The 16,695-nt window shown below is 72.2% G+C and carries 11 protein-coding genes; 6 read left to right on the top strand and 5 right to left on the bottom strand.

Annotated elements, in window-relative coordinates:
* Nucleotides 1–65: 65 nt before the first annotated feature.
* Complete coding sequence (locus FBY22_RS38325) at nt 66–1,292, top strand: MFS transporter (RefSeq protein WP_260845355.1); 1,227 nt, start codon at nt 66–68, stop codon at nt 1,290–1,292.
* Here the strand turns inward: FBY22_RS38325 and FBY22_RS38320 are convergent.
* Entirely contained in the window at nt 1,201–2,088 is an 888-nt protein-coding gene (locus FBY22_RS38320; RefSeq protein WP_142152781.1) for a slipin family protein, read from the bottom strand. The two genes, FBY22_RS38325 and FBY22_RS38320, sit on opposite strands and share 92 nt — an antisense overlap.
* 157 nt (nt 2,089–2,245) lie before the next feature.
* On the opposite strand from FBY22_RS38320, the gene FBY22_RS38315 reads away from it, so the two are divergent.
* On the top strand, nt 2,246–3,682 hold the full coding sequence (locus tag FBY22_RS38315; RefSeq protein WP_222127842.1) for an NAD(P)/FAD-dependent oxidoreductase: 1,437 nt from the start codon (nt 2,246–2,248) through the stop codon (nt 3,680–3,682).
* Between the two features lie 31 nt (nt 3,683–3,713).
* Here FBY22_RS38315 and FBY22_RS38310 read toward each other — a convergent pair whose 3' ends face one another.
* From FBY22_RS38310 to FBY22_RS38295, 4 genes are all read right to left on the bottom strand, one after another.
* Nucleotides 3,714–4,739, bottom strand: coding sequence for a phosphotransferase (locus tag FBY22_RS38310; protein WP_142152779.1), 1,026 nt, complete (start codon nt 4,737–4,739; stop codon nt 3,714–3,716).
* 42 nt (nt 4,740–4,781) lie between these two features.
* The gene (locus FBY22_RS38305) at nt 4,782–6,365 is read right to left on the bottom strand and encodes a TROVE domain-containing protein (protein ID WP_260845354.1); all 1,584 of its coding nucleotides are present in this window, start codon (nt 6,363–6,365) and stop codon (nt 4,782–4,784) included.
* Between the two features lie 366 nt (nt 6,366–6,731).
* Nucleotides 6,732–8,270: a hypothetical protein gene (locus tag FBY22_RS45835; RefSeq protein WP_313905483.1), complete on the bottom strand. Its 1,539-nt coding sequence runs from the start codon at nt 8,268–8,270 to the stop codon at nt 6,732–6,734.
* Nucleotides 8,267–9,556: an EsaB/YukD family protein gene (locus FBY22_RS38295; RefSeq protein ID WP_260845353.1), complete on the bottom strand. Its 1,290-nt coding sequence runs from the start codon at nt 9,554–9,556 to the stop codon at nt 8,267–8,269. Before FBY22_RS38295 ends, FBY22_RS45835 begins: the two co-directional genes overlap by 4 nt.
* Nucleotides 9,557–9,865: 309 nt before the next feature.
* On the opposite strand from FBY22_RS38295, the gene FBY22_RS38290 reads away from it, so the two are divergent.
* The 4 genes from FBY22_RS38290 (at nt 9,866) to FBY22_RS38275 (ending at nt 16,451) form a co-directional block, all read left to right on the top strand.
* A complete protein-coding gene (locus FBY22_RS38290; RefSeq protein ID WP_313905482.1) occupies nt 9,866–10,627 on the top strand; it encodes a hypothetical protein in 762 nt (253 codons plus the stop codon).
* A gap of 710 nt (nt 10,628–11,337) precedes the next feature.
* Nucleotides 11,338–11,982: an RNA polymerase sigma factor gene (locus FBY22_RS38285; RefSeq protein ID WP_142152775.1), complete on the top strand. Its 645-nt coding sequence runs from the start codon at nt 11,338–11,340 to the stop codon at nt 11,980–11,982.
* Entirely contained in the window at nt 11,979–13,064 is a 1,086-nt protein-coding gene (locus tag FBY22_RS38280) for a CU044_5270 family protein (protein WP_142152774.1), read from the top strand. Before FBY22_RS38285 ends, FBY22_RS38280 begins: the two co-directional genes overlap by 4 nt.
* On the top strand, nt 13,065–16,451 hold the full coding sequence (locus tag FBY22_RS38275) for a S8 family peptidase (RefSeq protein WP_142152773.1): 3,387 nt from the start codon (nt 13,065–13,067) through the stop codon (nt 16,449–16,451).
* The last annotated feature ends 244 nt before the right edge of the window (nt 16,452–16,695 follow it).

Below are 16,695 nucleotides of genomic sequence, written 5' to 3'. Positions count from 1 at the left end.
CATGACGTTTCGCGTCCACGCGAAACAATAACCACCGCTTCACGGCTCTTCGCAGACTCCGGCGCATGCGCAGTTACCGAGATCTCTTCCGCACCCCGGAGTTCACCCCGTTCTTCCTCTCCTCGGCGGGCCTCACCGTGGCCCAGACGATCGGCGGTCTGGCGCTCGGCACGCTGGTCTACCGGGCCACCGACTCACCGCTGCTGTCGGCGGTGAGCATGTTCGGGCCGCAGCTGGCGCAGGTACTGGGCGCGACCTTCCTGCTCTCCGGCGCCGACCGGCTGGCGCCGAGGTCGACGCTGACCGGCATCGGCCTGTCCTTCGCGGCCGGTTCGGCACTGCTGGCGTTGCCCGGACTGCCGGTGTGGGGCGTCTTCGCCGTCGTCCTGCCGCAGGGGCTTGTCGCCTCGCTCGGCGGGGGAGTCCGCTGGGGGTTGCTGAACGAGATCCTCTCCAAGGACGGCTACCTGCTGGGGCGTTCGGTGTTCAACATGCTGTCCGGACTCATGCAGATCACCGGATACGCGACCGGCGGCGCCCTCCTCGCGGTCCTGTCCCCGCGCGCCTGCCTGCTGCTGTCGGCGGGGCTCTACGCCGGCTCCGCCCTCGCCGTCCGCCTGGGCCTGACCGCCCGGCCGCCGCGCGCCTCGGGCCGCCCGTCCGTGGCGGCGACCTGGCGCACGAACCGCCTGCTGTGGTCGTCCCCGCCCCGCCGCCTCACCTACCTGGGCCTGTGGCTGCCCAACGGCCTGGTCGTCGGCTGCGAATCCCTCTACGTCTCCTACGATCCCCGGGCCGCCGGCGCCCTGTTCGCGGCCGCGGCGCTGGGCATGTTCGCCGGTGACGTGACCGTCGGCCGTATCGTCCCGGCCGCCCTGCGCCCCCGCCTGGCCACGCCGTTGCTCCTGGTGCTGGCCGCGCCCTACCTGCTGTTCGCGCTGCACCCCGCCCTGCCGTGGTCGGCCCTCCTGGCCGCCCTCGCCTCGGTCGGCTTCGGCGCGAGCCTCGTCCAGCAGGAGCACCTGATGTCCCTCACCCCGGACGAACTCTCCGGTCACGCGCTCGGGTTGCACTCGTCGGGCATGCTGACCATGCAGGGCGTCGCCGCCGCGCTGGCGGGCTCGGTGGCCCAACTCACCTCGCCCGCCGTGGCGACGACGGTCATGGCGGCCACCTCGACCGCCGTGACGCTGGTGCTGGCTACTGCCCGGGGGTCGCGGTCCGCGGGTCGGGCAGCGGGGCCGGTGCCGGGGCCGGTGCCGCGGAAGCAGTCGGAACGGGAGCCGTCGTAGCGGCCGCGCCCGTCGTAGCCGTCTGCTCGCCCGTCATCTTCTGCGCGGCCTTGTCGAAGTACCGCAGCAGCTCCACCGGGAACGGCATCACGAGCGTGGAGTTCTTCTCGGCCGCCACCTCCACGACCGTCTGCAGCAGGCGCAGCTGCATGGCCTCGGGCGTGTCGGACATGATGCGGGAGGCGTTGGCGAGCTGCTGGGCGGCCTGGAACTCGCCGTCCGCGGTGATGACCCGGGCCCGCCGCTCCCGCTCCGCCTCGGCCTGCCGGGACATCGACCGCTTGAGCGACTCCGGCAGCTGCACGTCCTTGATCTCCACGCGGTCGATGTGGACGCCCCAGCCGGCGGCCGGGCTGTCGATCATCAGGGCGAGCCCCTCGTGCAGCCGCTCACGGTCGGACAGCAGGTCGTCGAGGTCGCTCTTGCCGATGATGGAACGCAGGGAGGACTGGGCGACCTGGCCGACGGCGAAGACGTAGTCCTGGACCTCGATGGCGGCCCGGAGCGGATCGGTCACCCGGAAGTAGACGACCGCGTCGACCTTCACCGAGACGTTGTCCTTGGTGATGCCCTCCTGGGTGGGCACCGGCATCGTGACCACCTGCGTGTTCACCTTCCGCATCCGGTCGACGAACGGAATCAGGAACGTCACGCCCGGCTGCCGGTACGACGGCAGGGCCTTGCCCATCCGGAACACGACCCCGCGCTCGACCTGGTTGACCACCCGCATACCGCTGCGCAGCACGAGCAGGGCGGCCAGGGCCACCAGCACGAGTGCGACCACAGTGCCTTCCATGGCACTCCATTCCTCGAAAAGATTCCCCGTAAGGATCGCGACAAGGAAGTAGACACCGGACGGAGTTGGCCGGATGCGCCCGCACGCGTCAGGAGATCGTCAAGAAAGCCGTCCCGCACACGGTCCTGCGCGCGGCCCCGCACCGCGGGTCGTCGTCGTGGGCGCCGGCTTCGGCGGCATCGCCGTCGCCGCCGAACTCCTGCGGCACGGACTGGACGACGTGACCCTGCTGGAGGCGGCGCCGGAACCGGGCGGCACCTGGTTCCACAACCGCTATCCGGGCGCCGCCTGTGACGTGCCGAGCCACCTGTACTCGTACTCCTTCGCCCAACGCGCCTCCTGGGCCCACCTGTTCTCCCGCCGGGACGAGATCCTGCGGTACCTGCGGGAGACCGCGGACGCCCTCGGCATCACCCCGCGGATCGTCACCGGCACGACGGTCACCTCATGCGCCTGGGACGAGGGGACCCGGACGTGGACGGTGCGCGCGGGGGAGGGGCGGGAGTGGGTCGCGGACGCCGTCGTGCTGGCCACCGGGCAGCTCGACAAACCGGCCTACCCGGCGGTGGAGGGACTGTCCGACTTCGCGGGACGCAGCTTCCACTCCGCCCGCTGGGACGAGGACTACGACCTGCGGGGCAAACGGGTGGCCGTCATCGGCACGGGGGCGAGCGCGGTCCAGCTCGTGCCGCGCATAGCGCCGCTCACCGCGCACTTGACGGTGTTCCAGCGGACCGGGAACTGGTTCCTGCCGGGCACGAGCCGGCCGATGCCGGCCACCCTGAACCGGCCGCTGCGAACACCCTGGGCCCGCCGGCTGTGGCGCCGGCTCCTCTTCCACGGCATCGAACTGCTCACCCTGTGCATACGCCACCCCCGCACCGTCGGCCGCGTCGGCGCCCTGCTGTCCGCCGCGCACATGCGCCGCGGGCTGCCCGACCCCGAACTGCGCCGCAAGGTCTGGCCGGACTACGCCTTCGGCTGCAAACGGGTCCTGCTCAGCTCGGACTTCCTGCCGGCCCTCGCCCGCCCCGACGTGGAGCTGGTGACGGACCGGATCGTGCGGATGACCCCCGAGGGGCCGCTCACCGAGGACGGAAGGCTGCACGAGGTCGACTGCGTGATTCACGCGACCGGCTTCCGCACCAACACCTTCATGCTGCCCATGGCGATAAGCGGCGTGAACGGCCGCACGATCGCCCGGAGTTGGGCACACGGGGCCCACGCCCACCTCGGGATCATGGTGCCCGGCTTCCCCTCCCTGTTCCTCATGTACGGCCCCAACACCAACACCTCAGGCGGGTCCATCCTGTTCTTTCTGGAGGCGCAGGCCGCCTTCGTGCGCCGGGCCCTGCAGCTGGCCCGGCGCAACGGAGCCGCGGCCCTGGACGTGCGACCCGAGGTGGAGGAGGCGGGGCTCGCCGCCCTGCGGGCGCGGTTCGAGGGCACGGCATGGCAGTCGTGCTCCTCCTGGTACCGCACGCCCGACGGCCGCAATGTCGCCAACTGGCCGGGATACATGCAGGAGTATGCCGAGCGCACCCGCCAACCGACTCCGGCCGACTTCCGGTTCGTCCCGCCGCCGGACCGGTGACCTCGTCGGGCATCCGGCCTGGCCCCGCCCGCTACAACGGCGGCTCGTCGGCCAGCCGCAGCAGCCACTGGGCCGCCGCGGCGCCGCCCGCCAGATCCGTGCCGTCCGCCGCGCCCGGAAAGAGCCGGCCCCAGGAGCAGGCCCGCCCGATCGCGCCCAGCCGCCAGGCCGGGCCGAGGGCGCGGCGCAGCTCCGCCGCGCTGTGACCGTCGGCCGTCCAGGGCTCGAGATAGGCGTCCCGAAGACGGGGCAGCACGCCGGGCCCGTGGCGGTCCACGGCACAGCGGGCGGGGACCAGGAAGCTGCAGAAGGGGTGCGTCACCAGGCCGTCGCCCCAGTCGAAGAAGGTGAAACGGCCCCGCTCCGGCGCATGGAAGACCTGCCCCTCATGCAGGTCCGAGTGATCCAGACAGTCGCCCACACCGGCCTCCGCCAGCTCGGCACACCACCGCTCCACGCGCGGCCGCAGCCCGTCCAGCACCGCCCGTTCCTCCCCGGTCAGCGCCCCGTTCGCCTCGACGAGCCGGTCGAACAGCCCGGTCAGTTCGGCGGTACGGGCCCGGGGCACGCCGAGCGCCTCGATCGCCCCGGCGTGCGGTACGAGCGCGCGCTGCACCTCGGCGTACTGGCCCAGCATCTCCTCCCAGGCCCGCGGGCCGGCCTCCCCGGCATCGAGGGTGTCGGCGAACCTCCGCCCCCCGTCGGGCAGCAGCGACCAGCCGCGCTCCGTGTCCACCGCGACCGGTGCCAGCACCCGCTGCGGCACCCACCCCGCCAGAGCCTCGCCCAGTGCCGCCTCGAAGCGGCTGCCGGGCGGATTGGCCTTGAACCACACCGCCCCGTCGGCACCGTCGACGGCCAGCCGCACCAGCACCGACCAGGGCCGCACCCGCACCTGCCGAGCCCCGGTCTCGTGCAGCCCGTGCGCCCCGAGCACCTCGCTCACCCAGCCCAGGGCGGCGCCCCGCCACGCCTCGTCGTCCCAGGGCGTCACCGCCGTCGGAAACCGCCCCCGGTCCACACTCGGCGAGCCGGCCACCTTCACGTCGTCGCTCATCGCGCCATCCCACCACCACGAAGACGGGGGCAGCACCTGGATTTACGACGTCACAGTGCCCGAGACCGAAGCGCTCCGGGCGCCCTCGGCGAGCCACGGCCAGTCGGCCTCGCGGCCCGCCTCGACCAGCGGGATCAGCCGGAACGCGGCATCACTGAGTCCGCCGAAGGTGTGCCGGTGCGGGCCGGACGCGGCATGGCCCATCGCATAGCCCGCCAGGTTCCACGTGTAGACGGGAACGCGCACGGGGACCGCGCGCAACGGGTCGGCCCAGGGCGTCAGTTCGGTCTGCTCGTCGGTCACCACGACCACCCGGTCGTGCCGGTCGTAGTGCCGGGTGACCGCCGCCGCCGTGTTGGTGCCGCCGAGATCGTGGAAGCGGTCCAGAACGCGCAGCACCTTCTCGTCCGGCGCGACCTCGACACGGCGGCTGTCGCTGCCGAACTCGACCAGGTCCGCCCGCTCCGCCCGCATCGCCAGCGCCGTACCGAAGACGGCAGCCGTGTCGGCACGGTTGAGCTGGGTCCGCTCGCTGGGCCGGTCGAACATCGAGCCCGAACGGTCCACCAGCACCAGCGTGCGGCCGGGTAGCTCGGGAACGTTGGCCAGGGAGTGCCCGAGGGCCGCCTCCAGGGCGTCCTCCCAGCGCCGCGAGGGCGCGTTGCGGTGCGCGGCCAGATAGCGGAAGGGGAACTGACGGGAGCGCCGCACCTCGGCCGGATCGGCGATCCGCCGGGCCACCTCGGCGGCCACCCGGTCGCTCACCCCCGCGAGGTCGAAGTTGCGCAGGTTGCGGACGAGCGCCATCGGCCCCATCGACGGGATCACCGCCTCCCACACGGCCGCGTCCAACGGCCCCTGCAGCCAGCCCGCCACCGACTCCCAGGTCATCCCGGCCGCCGCCAGCCGCGCGGCCCCGTCCTCCCCGGTGACCAGCGCGTACCGCTCTTCGACCGGCACGGCCAGCAGCGCCCGGTGCGCGGCCGGCAGCTCCTCGCCGGCGGGCGGCACGGCACCCTCGCCGCGGTGCCGCCGGTCGATGGCGTACCGGAACAGCCCGCCCTGCCAAGGGCGTTCGGGATGCGGCGAGGGGTGGGTCAGCTCGACGACGTCACCGAATCGGTAACCCCGCGACCCGGTGTCGTACTTGAGCAGCGCCCGCCCGGTGTACAGGCGCCGCACGGCGTCGGCGACACCCCGCTTCACGGGCTGCGGCAGCGCCCGCCCGTACCGGCCGGTCCAGTACGCGAGCAACTCGCCGGGCTCGTCGGCCCGTTGCAGTACGGCGTCCACGGCCTGCCGGGAGAAGCCGGTCAGCCCCGCCTCCTGCCTGGCCCGCACGAACTCGGCCGCGCCCACGAGGGACGCGGTCCGCATGTGCGCCTCGGTGCGCAGCCAGCGCAACAGGCCGACCGTCCACTCGGGGTCGCTGACGGCGAGGGAGCGCACCAGCCGCTCGTAGCGCTCGTCACGGGCGCCGGCGTCCTCGTAGAAGCTGTGGTGGCCCACCATGTTGGCGACGGCCAGCAGGAAGAGCTCGGCCTTGGGCGTACGGGCGTATCCCGCGCCGCCCTGATGGGTGCGGCCGCGCCACGGAAAGACCGCCCTGGGGCGCGCGGCCCCCAACGGGCCGGACGCCGGCAGCAGCTACCGTCCGTGGGTGGAGAGCGACGACGTCGCTCCGCCCGCGGTCAAGCCCGGAATCTCCGCCTGAATCTCGCTTCTGGCCTCGGACTTGGCGCGCTGACGGTTGAAATGGGTCATGCAGAAGGTCCCCCTGGAAGCACCTTGGAAAAAGGTGGCGCCTTCCGAGATCGAAAGGGCACCGGTGTGGTCTCTGACAGGAAGTAACCGGGGCACAGCGCATCGGAAGGCGTCGGAACCGGACGCTACCGGGCCCGCTGCGGGAACGCATTCGAATTATTGCGGGGCGCGCTTTCGCGCCTTGCTACCAGGCCCTGATGCCGGTGCCGGTGGTGGTGCCGGTACCGGTCAACGAGCCCGCACCGCCCGCTGCAGCGCCTCCGCCGCGAGCCGCGTGGCCGCGCGGCGCGTCGCCGAGCCGAGGAGATCCGTACGAATGGGGCCGCCGGCCGCGAGATGGCGGTCGTAGGGCAGGTGCACGACGCTGACGCCCGTCTCCCGCAGATGCGCCGTCGCCGTCTTCAGATCGAGGTTCGGGTCGGGCGTGGCCGAGATGAGCGCGACGACGGTGGACGCGAGGGCGGAGTGCGGCAGTTGCGCCAGCCAGTCCAGTACGACCCGGGTGCCGCCGACACCCTCGGCGGTCAGCGGCGCGACCACCACCCGCGCGTGCGCGGTGTCCATGGCCGTACGGGCCACCTCGCCCGGCAGCGTCTCGCAGTCCACGACCGTCACGCCGAAGTACCGGCGCAGCGCGAGCGTCGCCTTGCGGTACGTCCGGATGTCCAGCGGCGCCCCGACCCGCCCCTGACTCGCCGGCAGCAGCCAGCCGCCGCCGGAGACCGGCACCAAGTAGCCGATGACGTCGGTGAGTTGCATCGAGGGCTTGAGGATCTGCGCCAGATCCCCGACGGACCAGCGCACCGACTCCGCCCCCAGCCGCACCGGAAGCGTTCCCAGCGCGGCGTCCGCCTCCAGCGCGAGTACCGGATCGTGCCGGTAGTGGTTGAAGGCCCGGGCCAGCAGCGCGGCGGTCGTCGTCTTGCCCACGCCACCCCGGATGGACGTCACCGCGATGACCCGCCCGCTGGCGACCGGCTGCTGCAACTCCCGCCCGACCCGCGTCTCTTCGGCCACGTCCTGCGCGGCGGAGGACGTCAGCCGACGAATCGAGTGCGCCGTACGCCGACTCACGGAGTCCCCGTGCGCGGGCTTCCCGAGAGCGAGCGCAAGCCGGGGGTCGAGGGTGGGGACGGACTCGGGGGTGGGCTGGACGAGGGCGGGGGTGGAGGGGCGGCGAGGGTTGGGGGTCGGGGGAGTTGGGGGAGCCGGCGGCATGGGGGGTGGCGTCGGTTGTGGGGTGGGGGTGGGCTCCGGCACGAGCGCGGGCGCGGGCATGGGCACGTGCTGGGGTAGGGGGGTGGGCTCGGAGTGTGGGGTCGGCTCCGGCTGGGCTGCCGGGACGGCGTGCGGAGCGGGCTCCGGACGGGCTGCCGGGATGGGCTGCGGGTCGAAGTCGGTCAGGGGCTGCGAGCGAACCTTCTCCAACTGCCCTTCCCCCTCCCCCCGTTCCTGCTGCTCTGTGGGTACGTCGTCGGAGGCGGTCGCGGCGGCGACGCGCGCCGAAAGAGACCACCCCGGGTTGGGACGCTGCTCGTCGGGGTGCCGTACCGGAAGGGGAGCCCGGTCCCCCGGGGCGTCGCTGTCCGAGGACGGGCGGGACTCGGCCGCGGTCTCCTGAACGGCGGCCGGCGCCACCGTGTCGCCGCCGCCCTGCATCTTCCGCGGTACCTCGTCCTGCCGACCGTCACCGCTGCCCTGAGCCCGGTCCATCGCCGCCGCCCCGCTCTCGCCCACGTTCACGTCCATGTCCACGCTCACGCTCACGCGAAGGTTCCGAGCAGCCGCCCGTACACCCCGAAGACGCCGATCACGAGGGGGAACAGAGCGATCACCCCGACCGACTCGAGTACATCGCCGTACCGCCGCACCCGTACTCGTACCCGCTCGGACGGCCGGACCACGAGCACGCACAGCGTGACGGCGGCCGCCACGACGAGCGCGGCGATCGCCGCGCCGGCCCCACCCGTACCACCTCGCTCCGCCCACACCCAGGTCAGCCGGACGGCCACCACGGCACCGGCCAGGAACAACGCCGCGACCTCGGGCACCAGGGGGTAGGCCCGGGCGCGCAGCGTGAGCACCAGGGCGACAGCAAGAGCGAGCGTCACCGTCCACGCGTTCACCGTACGCAGCGCGAGCACTCCGCCCACGGCGGCGGACCCGGCCGTCACGAGAGTGGCGAGGGCGAGTTCCCGGTGTGCGGCGGCGAGCGCGGTGGACACCTGATACCGGCTCACGGACGAGTCGCCGGACCGTCGGTCGTCAAGCCCGGAAAGCCCGGAAGCCGTGAGGGCGGAACGCGGCAGCAGGCCGAGAGCGAGGACGGACACCACTGCGAGCAGAGCGCCGGCCCGTCCCACGGCGGTCACCGCGACGGCGGCCTCCCAGCACACGGTGCTTCCCACGACGGCGACGGCTCCGAAGTACCCGGCACGTCCCAGCGGGGAACACCGTCCGAGGAGCGACAGGGCGACGGCAACGACCCCGGCGACCCCCGCGAGCCGCGCGGCACCGGACCATTCCTGGCCATCGGCGAGGCTCCACACCCCGACGACACCGACGGCACCGCCGACGGCGACGAGGACCGCGCCCACCCCGCGCCCTTCACCGACCCGCGCGAACAGGACCCCGGCGAGAGCGGCGAGCGTGGCGACGGCGAGGAGGACCCCACCCACGCTCACCGCGTCGAACTCCCGGCGAGCCAGCAAGGAGGCGACCAGCGCCCACCCCACGACCGCGCAACCGGCGACAACACGCTTCGCCGGCGCCTCCCATCGCCAGGCCCGTACGTCCAGATCGGCGGCGGCCGCGTCGGACACGCCACGCACGAGCCGCAGCACGGCCCCGTCGACGACCCCGGCGGACTCCAACGTGACTTCGGGATCGAGCACACTGCCGTCGGCGGTCACCAGATGCCGCGTTTGCGGTCGCGTACCCACGCGGTCGTCGATGAGCCGCAGCACCTCGGGAAGCAACCGTCCGACCGGCTCCTGCGAGGGCAACACCAGTTCCACGCGCCGCCGTTCACCCACCAGGGTGACCCGGCTCAACGCGAGCCCCGTACGGCTCGAAGCCCCCGTAGATATCACGCGCTCGAACTTATCACCGGCGGGAAGAGGGCCCGCCGCTCGTCACAGGGCCCATGGCGACCACCCCACACACCCCACACACAACCCGGCAACGACCCCCACACCCGCAAACGCGCCCGACCCCGCCGCCGGACGTACGTCCTCCCCGCCGGGCACCCTCCAAGGGCGGCTGACCTGCGCGGGTGACATATTCTCGCCCTACTTGCCATGCCTGCGGCCGGGGGGGATTCACGGCTGGGGCGGGCCCGAACCATTTGGGGATTCATGCGCATGAAATCCATAGGTGCCGTCCTCACCGGCGCCCTGGCGCTTTCCGCCTCCGCCGCCGTCGCCCCGGCCGCCCACGCGACGGAGACCGGCGTGGTGATCCAGAAGCTGTCGGTGAACGGCGGCAAGCCGATCGTCCTCGGCACCTCGCAGACCGAGTCGTTCACCATCTCGGTGACCGCCTCGGACGACTCGGGGATCAGCAAGGACCTCGCGTTCCTCCAGATCGACCGGGAGGTCGGCGACGACTACTGGTCGTACCACGGCACCCCGACGTGCACCGCGGTCAACACCACCACCTCCACCTGCAAGCTCACCGTCAAGCTCGACTCGGGCTGGGGTGTGCCCCGCAACACCCTCGCGGGCATGTGGGACGTGACCGTTCAACTCAAGTCGAAGGACGGCGACCTCTACAACAACGGCGGCGCCGCCAAGCACCCGGTCCTGCGCCGGGGCACGCTCAGCGTCAACGCCGGCCCCGAGCCGGTCACCAAGGGCAAGCCGATCACGGTCACGGGCAAGCTGGCCCGCGCCAACTGGGACAAGCGCGTCTACGCGGGCTACACCAACCAGCCGGTGAAGCTCCAGTTCCGCAAGGCGGGCACCAGCACCTACACGACCCTCAAGACGATCTACACCAACTCGACGGGCAACCTCTCGACCACGGCCACGGCAACCACGGACGGCTACTGGCGCTGGTCCTTCGCAGGCACCCCCACCACATCACCGACCACCACCCCAGGCGACTACGTCGACGTCCACTGACGAACGGGTGTGCCACGGCCGCGATCACGGCAAAGGGCCAGTTCGAGGGGATCAAGCCCTTGAACTGGCCCTCAGTCGTGTGCCCCCGGCAGGATTCGAACCTGCGACACCCGCTTCAGGAGTTCGATCAACGCCCGTCCCTTGGGCCGTCGTCGGTATCCTGCCCGGCGAGCACCAGGCCGCGCGACAACAGGGCTGTTGCACTCGGGACAGGGCGGAGCATCGTCGGGCAAGGGAGATCCATTCCGGGCGCGCCTGGATGGCTTGTGCCTGGACCGGCGCGATCGTCAGCCCGAGGCCCTGGCCCCGTCGATTCTCGGCTGCTCCGGTCCGCAAGTGTTGCGGCCCGTGGGCGAGCAGCTCTGCCGAAGCCCGAAGCTTCGTGCCCTGGTTTGCGTACGACGACGACGGCGCCGTTCACCGTCGGTGAGACCGGTGCCCGCCCGTGCCGGTGGGCGTTGCCGGATCAGCCTGTTCCGCGCCCGCGTTCGGCCTCGACACCTCCAACAGCTTCTCGACCAGCCTGCGCACCCGAGGACCGGGTCCCGCATCAGATCGCCTTGCTTTCGAGGCCTCGCAGCCTGAGCGGTGCGCGGGTGAGCGGCTGCCATGTCCACCGAGTCCTCGTGCGGTCACCGGCCCCGGTGACCTGTACGACGGCTGTGACGTGTCTCACCGGAACTCGCCCGCACCGTACGTCAGTTCAGAACGTGACCACAGATATGCGAACCCGGGTGCGAAACGGAGATCCGGACGCCTTCGCGGAACTCTTCGACGCGTGCGCCCGCGCGGTGTACAACCACGCCTTCCGGCTGACCGCCGACTGGTCGCTGGCCGAGGACGTGATGTCGACGACCTTCATGGAGGCGTGGCGGCGCCGCGCCTCGGTCGAGGCCGAAGGGGGCTCGCTGCGTCCGTGGCTGCTGGGCATCGCCACCAACGTCGCCCGCTCCCACCACCGCAGCAACCGCCGCTACCGCAACGCGGCGTGCGCCGCGGCCGCCGCGCACGCCGCCGAGGAACGGGTCGAGGACCACGCCGAGGAGACCGCCGGACGCCTGGACGACCGGCGCCGCATCAACGCCACGCTCGCCGCCCTCAGTCTGCTCAAGCGCCCCGAGCGTGAGGTCCTGACCCTGTGCCTGTGGGAGGGGATGGAGTATGCCGAGGCGGCTCGCGCCCTCGGCATCCCGGTCGGCACCGTCCGCTCCCGCCTCTCCCGCGCCCGCGCCAGGCTGCGCAAGCTCGCCGATGCACAACTGCTCGGAGAAAAAAGGGAACCCACCCGCACGAACCGGCAGATAACAGGTGATCGCGGATACGCGGTCCGGTCCGCACAGGAAGGAAACCGATGAACGCCAGCCCCTCCCACCGGCCCCACCCGGCCGAGTGGACGGAGACGCAGAGTCTGCTGCCCTCCGCCGAGCGGGATCTGCCGGCGGGCCGCCACCAGTTCCACAAGGAGCAGATGATGGCCCGGATCCACGAAGACCTCCGCACCTCCTCCCGTACGTCCGCCACCTCTCCGGTCGCGCCCGTGAAGCGCTCGAACCCGTTCCTGCGCCGTACGATCCTCCTGCCCGCCGCGGCCTTCGCCCTGGCCGGCGCGGTCGTGGGCGGCCTCGCCCTCACCGGCGGCGGGGCGGACGACGGCAGGGCCGCCCTGGCCACCGGCCCCGCACTGACCACCCGGATCGGCGCCGCCGACGCCAAGGGCGCCCCCCAGCTCCTCGAACGCATCTCCCTGGCCGCCGCCGACACCTCCGCGCCCACCCCGCGCAAGGGCCAGTACATCTACATCGCCTCGAAGGTGGCCGACAGCTACATCAAGACCGACGGCGACAAGCGCGAGGCGGTCAGCAACGAGCTGCACTCCCGCCAGGTCTGGAACTCCCTCGACGGCAGGGACGGCTGGCTGATCGAGGCCGGTGAGACCAGCGACAAGGGCATCACCCTGAAGAGCGACACCCCGTTCAGCGGCGCCTACAACGCCCTGGCCGGGCTGCCGACCGATCCCGACGCGCTGCTGCAGCGGATCTACCGTGCCTCGGACGCCAACCGGGACCCCGAAGTCCCGCGCGACCAGGCCGCCTTCGTCGCGATCGGCGATCTGCTGTTCGAGAGCTACCCGCCTGCCGAGGTCGGCGCCGCCCTCTACAAGGCCGCGGCCAAGATCCCCGGAGTCGTCTCGGTGGATGACGCGGTCGACGCCATGGGCCGGCACGGGGTCGCGATCGCGCGGCAGAACGACACCGACGGCGAGCGCACCGAGTGGATCTTCGACAAGAAGACCCTGCAGTTCCTCGGCGAGCGCATCGTGGTGGTCAAGGCCACGGCGGGCAATCCCCTCAAGGTCGGTACCGTCACGCACACCAGCGCGATCACCGAGCGCGCGGTCGTCGACGCCGCCAAGCAGGTCCCCGGGCAGGTGAGCTGAATGCGCGACAGAACCGCAAGCGCCTCGCTGGCCGCCCTGCTGGTGGCGGGGCTGATGACGGGTGTCTCGGTGGCGGCCACGGGCTCCGGCCTCGGCTTACGGACGCAGGACACCGCCACCGTCGCGGCGCCCGGCGGCTCCGCCCCCGGCGCGCGGACCGCCGGCTCCGCCTCCGCGGCCGGCCGGTACGTCACCCTCCTCACCGGCGACCGGGTCCGGTTGGACGCCCGGGGCCGGGTGACGGGCGTACGGCGGGCACCGGGCCGTGAGCACGTCCCGGTGTCCGTGCGCGGCGTCGGGGGCGATCAGTACGTCGTTCCCGCCGACGCCGCCGCCCTGATCGGCCAAGGCGTCCTGGACATACGGCTGTTCGATGTCAGCGGCCTGATACGCGCCGGCTACGACGACACCCGGCGCGGCACGCTCCCGCTGATCGTGTCGTACGAGGGCAAGTCCGCCCAGCGCAGGAGCACCCAGAAGTCACTGGTCGCGGACGCGGACGCCACCGTGAGCCGGGAGCTGCCCAGTGTGGCGGGCGCCGCGATCACCGTGCCCAAGGCCGGGGCCGACGACATGTGGCAGGCCCTCACCGAGGAGGGGGGAGTCGCGCGGGTCTGGCTGGACGGCCGGTTCAAAGCGCCGGCGGACGAAGGCGGCGCGAAGTCCGGGGAGGCGGCCGGGGAGGCGGGCGGCGGCGTGGCGCAGATCGGCGCCCCGGCCGCCTGGGCGGCCGGATACGACGGCAAGGGCGTCAAGGTCGCCGTCCTGGACACCGGCGTCGACACCACCCACCCGGACCTCGCCTCGGCGGTGAAGGCCTCGAAGAACTTCACCGGCACCGGCAGCACCGACGACATGGCCGGCCACGGCACCCATGTGGCCGCGACGCTGGCGGGCTCCGGCGCACGGTCCGGCGGCCGGTACAAGGGCGTCGCGCCCGGTGCCGGGATCCTCAACGCCAAGGTGCTTAACGACAGCGGCGAGGGCAGCGACTCCAGCGTCATCGCGGGCCTGGAGTGGGCCGCCGGGCAGGGTGCCAAGGTGGCCAACCTCAGCCTGGGCCAGGAGGACACCCCGGGGGAGGACCCGGTCGAGGCGGCGGTGAACGCCCTCTCGAAGAGCACCGGCATGCTCACCGTCGCCGCGGCCGGCAACGAGGGCCCCGACGCGGGAACCGTCGACTCCCCGGGGGCCGCGGAGTCGGCGCTCACCGTGGGCGCCGTCGACGGCGAGGACCGGCTCGCCGACTTCTCCAGCACCGGCCCGACCGCCGACAGCGCGCTGAAACCGGACCTCACGGCGCCGGGCGTGGACATCGTCTCGGCGAAGGCGGCGCACGGCCACATGGGCGACCCGGCTGCCGACGGCTATGTCTCCATGTCCGGTACGTCGATGGCGACGCCGCATGTCGCGGGGGCGGCCGCGATCCTCGCCCAGCGGCACCCCGACTGGACCGGCGCACGGATCAAGCAGGCGCTCACCGCGTCCACCACCCCGGCCACCGGCGCGACCGGTTACCAGCAGGGGACGGGCCGGGTCGACGTGTCCCGGGCACTGGAGGGGGCGGTGGCGAGCGAACAGACCTCCGTGTCCTTCGGCAAGCAGCGGTGGCCCCACACCGACGACCGGCCGGTCACCCAGCACATCACCTACCGCAACGACGGTGACCACCCCGTCACCCTCGACCTGACGGCCACCGCGACCGGCCCCGGAGGCAGCACGTCCCCCGAGGGCATGTTCACGCTGAGCACCACTCAGCTCACCGTCCCGACGGGCGGCACCGCCGGCGTCGATCTCACCGCGGACACCCGCGTCGAGGCGGCGGACGGCGCCTACTCGGGCACGCTGGTCGCCACCGCGCGGAACGGCGCCGAACCCGCTGCCGTACGGACCGCCTTCGGCGTCGTACGCGAGGCCGAGGCACACGACCTCACCCTGAAGTTCCTCGACCGCGGCGGCCAGCCCGTGAGCGCTCCGCTGACCGAGATCCTCGGGTACTCGGGCACGTACTGGACCACGAACCTCGAGGACTACGAGCAGATCTCCAAGGGCGTGTACCGGGTGCGGGTCCCGCGCGGCGACTACGTCGTGGACACCGTGATGGAAGACGCCAGGGGCACCTCCGCGCTGGTCCGGCCGCGGCTCTCGCTGACCGGGGACACCACGGTCGTCTTCGACGCGCGCAAGGCGAAGCCGGTCCGGATCACCGCGCCGCAGGGCGCGAAGATGTCCGACGGCCAGCTCAACCTCGCCGTGGGCACCGGAGACACCGGGAGCGAACCGCACAACAGCACCCTGTTCTGGGGAACGTTCAAGAACCTGCGCACCGCGACCCTGGGACCGACCGCCCCTCCCGGGAGGCTCAGCACGCAGCTCGGCGGCCTGTGGCAGAAGGGCAGCACCACCTACCACCTGCTCCACAACCTGCCCGACCGCTTCCCCACCGGCTATCGGCACACCACGCGCATGAACGAACTGGCCCTGCTGAAGCGGAACTTCGGCTCGTCCGTCACACACCGCAAGGGCATCGTCAACGTCCTGTGGAGCGGCCCCACCCTGTCGCTGGGCACGGTGAGCGACCCCTTCCCGCTGCCGACGACCGCGAAGATCTACGTCACCACGCCCAAGGGCTTCAAGTGGACGGCCAACCTGGGCCAGCGAAACGCCTCCGGAGACGACGAGGACGTCTTCTACGGCACGGAGAGCGCGAGGTCGTACCAGGCGGGCCGGACCTACGCGGCCACGTACAACGTCGGTGTCTTCAGCCCGATCACCGGCGGCCCGTACGGCGCACAGCGCGACGGCGACACCCTGGACCTGTGCGTCCCCGACCTCGCCGACGGGAGCGGACACCCCGCCTTCTCCACAGCGAAACGCCACACCACGGTCACCGCGGACGGCAGCACCCTGCTCGACAACGACGGCAACCTCTGCCAGACCGTGGAGAAGCTCCCGTCCGTCCCGGCCCGCTACACGATCCGCACGAACCTGACCCGCCCGCCAGGCGTGGCCACGACCACGAGCCGCCTGACAGCGGCCTGGACCTTCACGTCCAGCCCGTCCGACTCCGGCTCGCTGCCCCTCTCCACGGTCCGCTTCCACCCGAAGCTGACCCCGACCGGCACGGCCCCCGCGGGCCGCCGCACCACGATCCCCCTCTCCCTCCAGGGCCCGGCGGCCACCGACCTGAAATCCCTGACGGTGAAGGTCTCCTACGACGCCGGCAAGACATGGTCCCCCGCCCCAGTGACCACCACCCACGGCAAAAGGACCCTCACCCTGACCCACCCGGAAAACGCCCGCTCGGTCTCCCTCAAATCCACCCTGACCGACACCACCGGCAACACCTACACGGTGACGATCCTGAAGGCATACCTCCTGACCTGACGTGGTCCAGCCACTCCTCGACGCGGCCCTCGACGGCGGGAGCCGGCACCCGGCAGCTGATGACGGGCATGGGCCACAGCAGCTCCCGAGCCGCGCTGATCCACTCCTCCTGAGCTGGCCCTTCTGTCTGTGCCCCCGGCAGGATTCGAACCTGCGACACCCGCTTTGGGAGTGGGATCGGATCCTTGCTGGGCGGTGTTCGGTTGCGACGGATGCTGCTGTCCGTGCAGGTCAGCAGCACCCG

It is taken from the genome of Streptomyces sp. SLBN-31 (assembly GCF_006715395.1).
GTDB lineage: Bacteria > Actinomycetota > Actinomycetes > Streptomycetales > Streptomycetaceae > Streptomyces.
The sequence above is the reverse complement of the archived record's forward strand: the minus strand, read 5'-3'. Positions and strand labels throughout refer to the sequence as shown.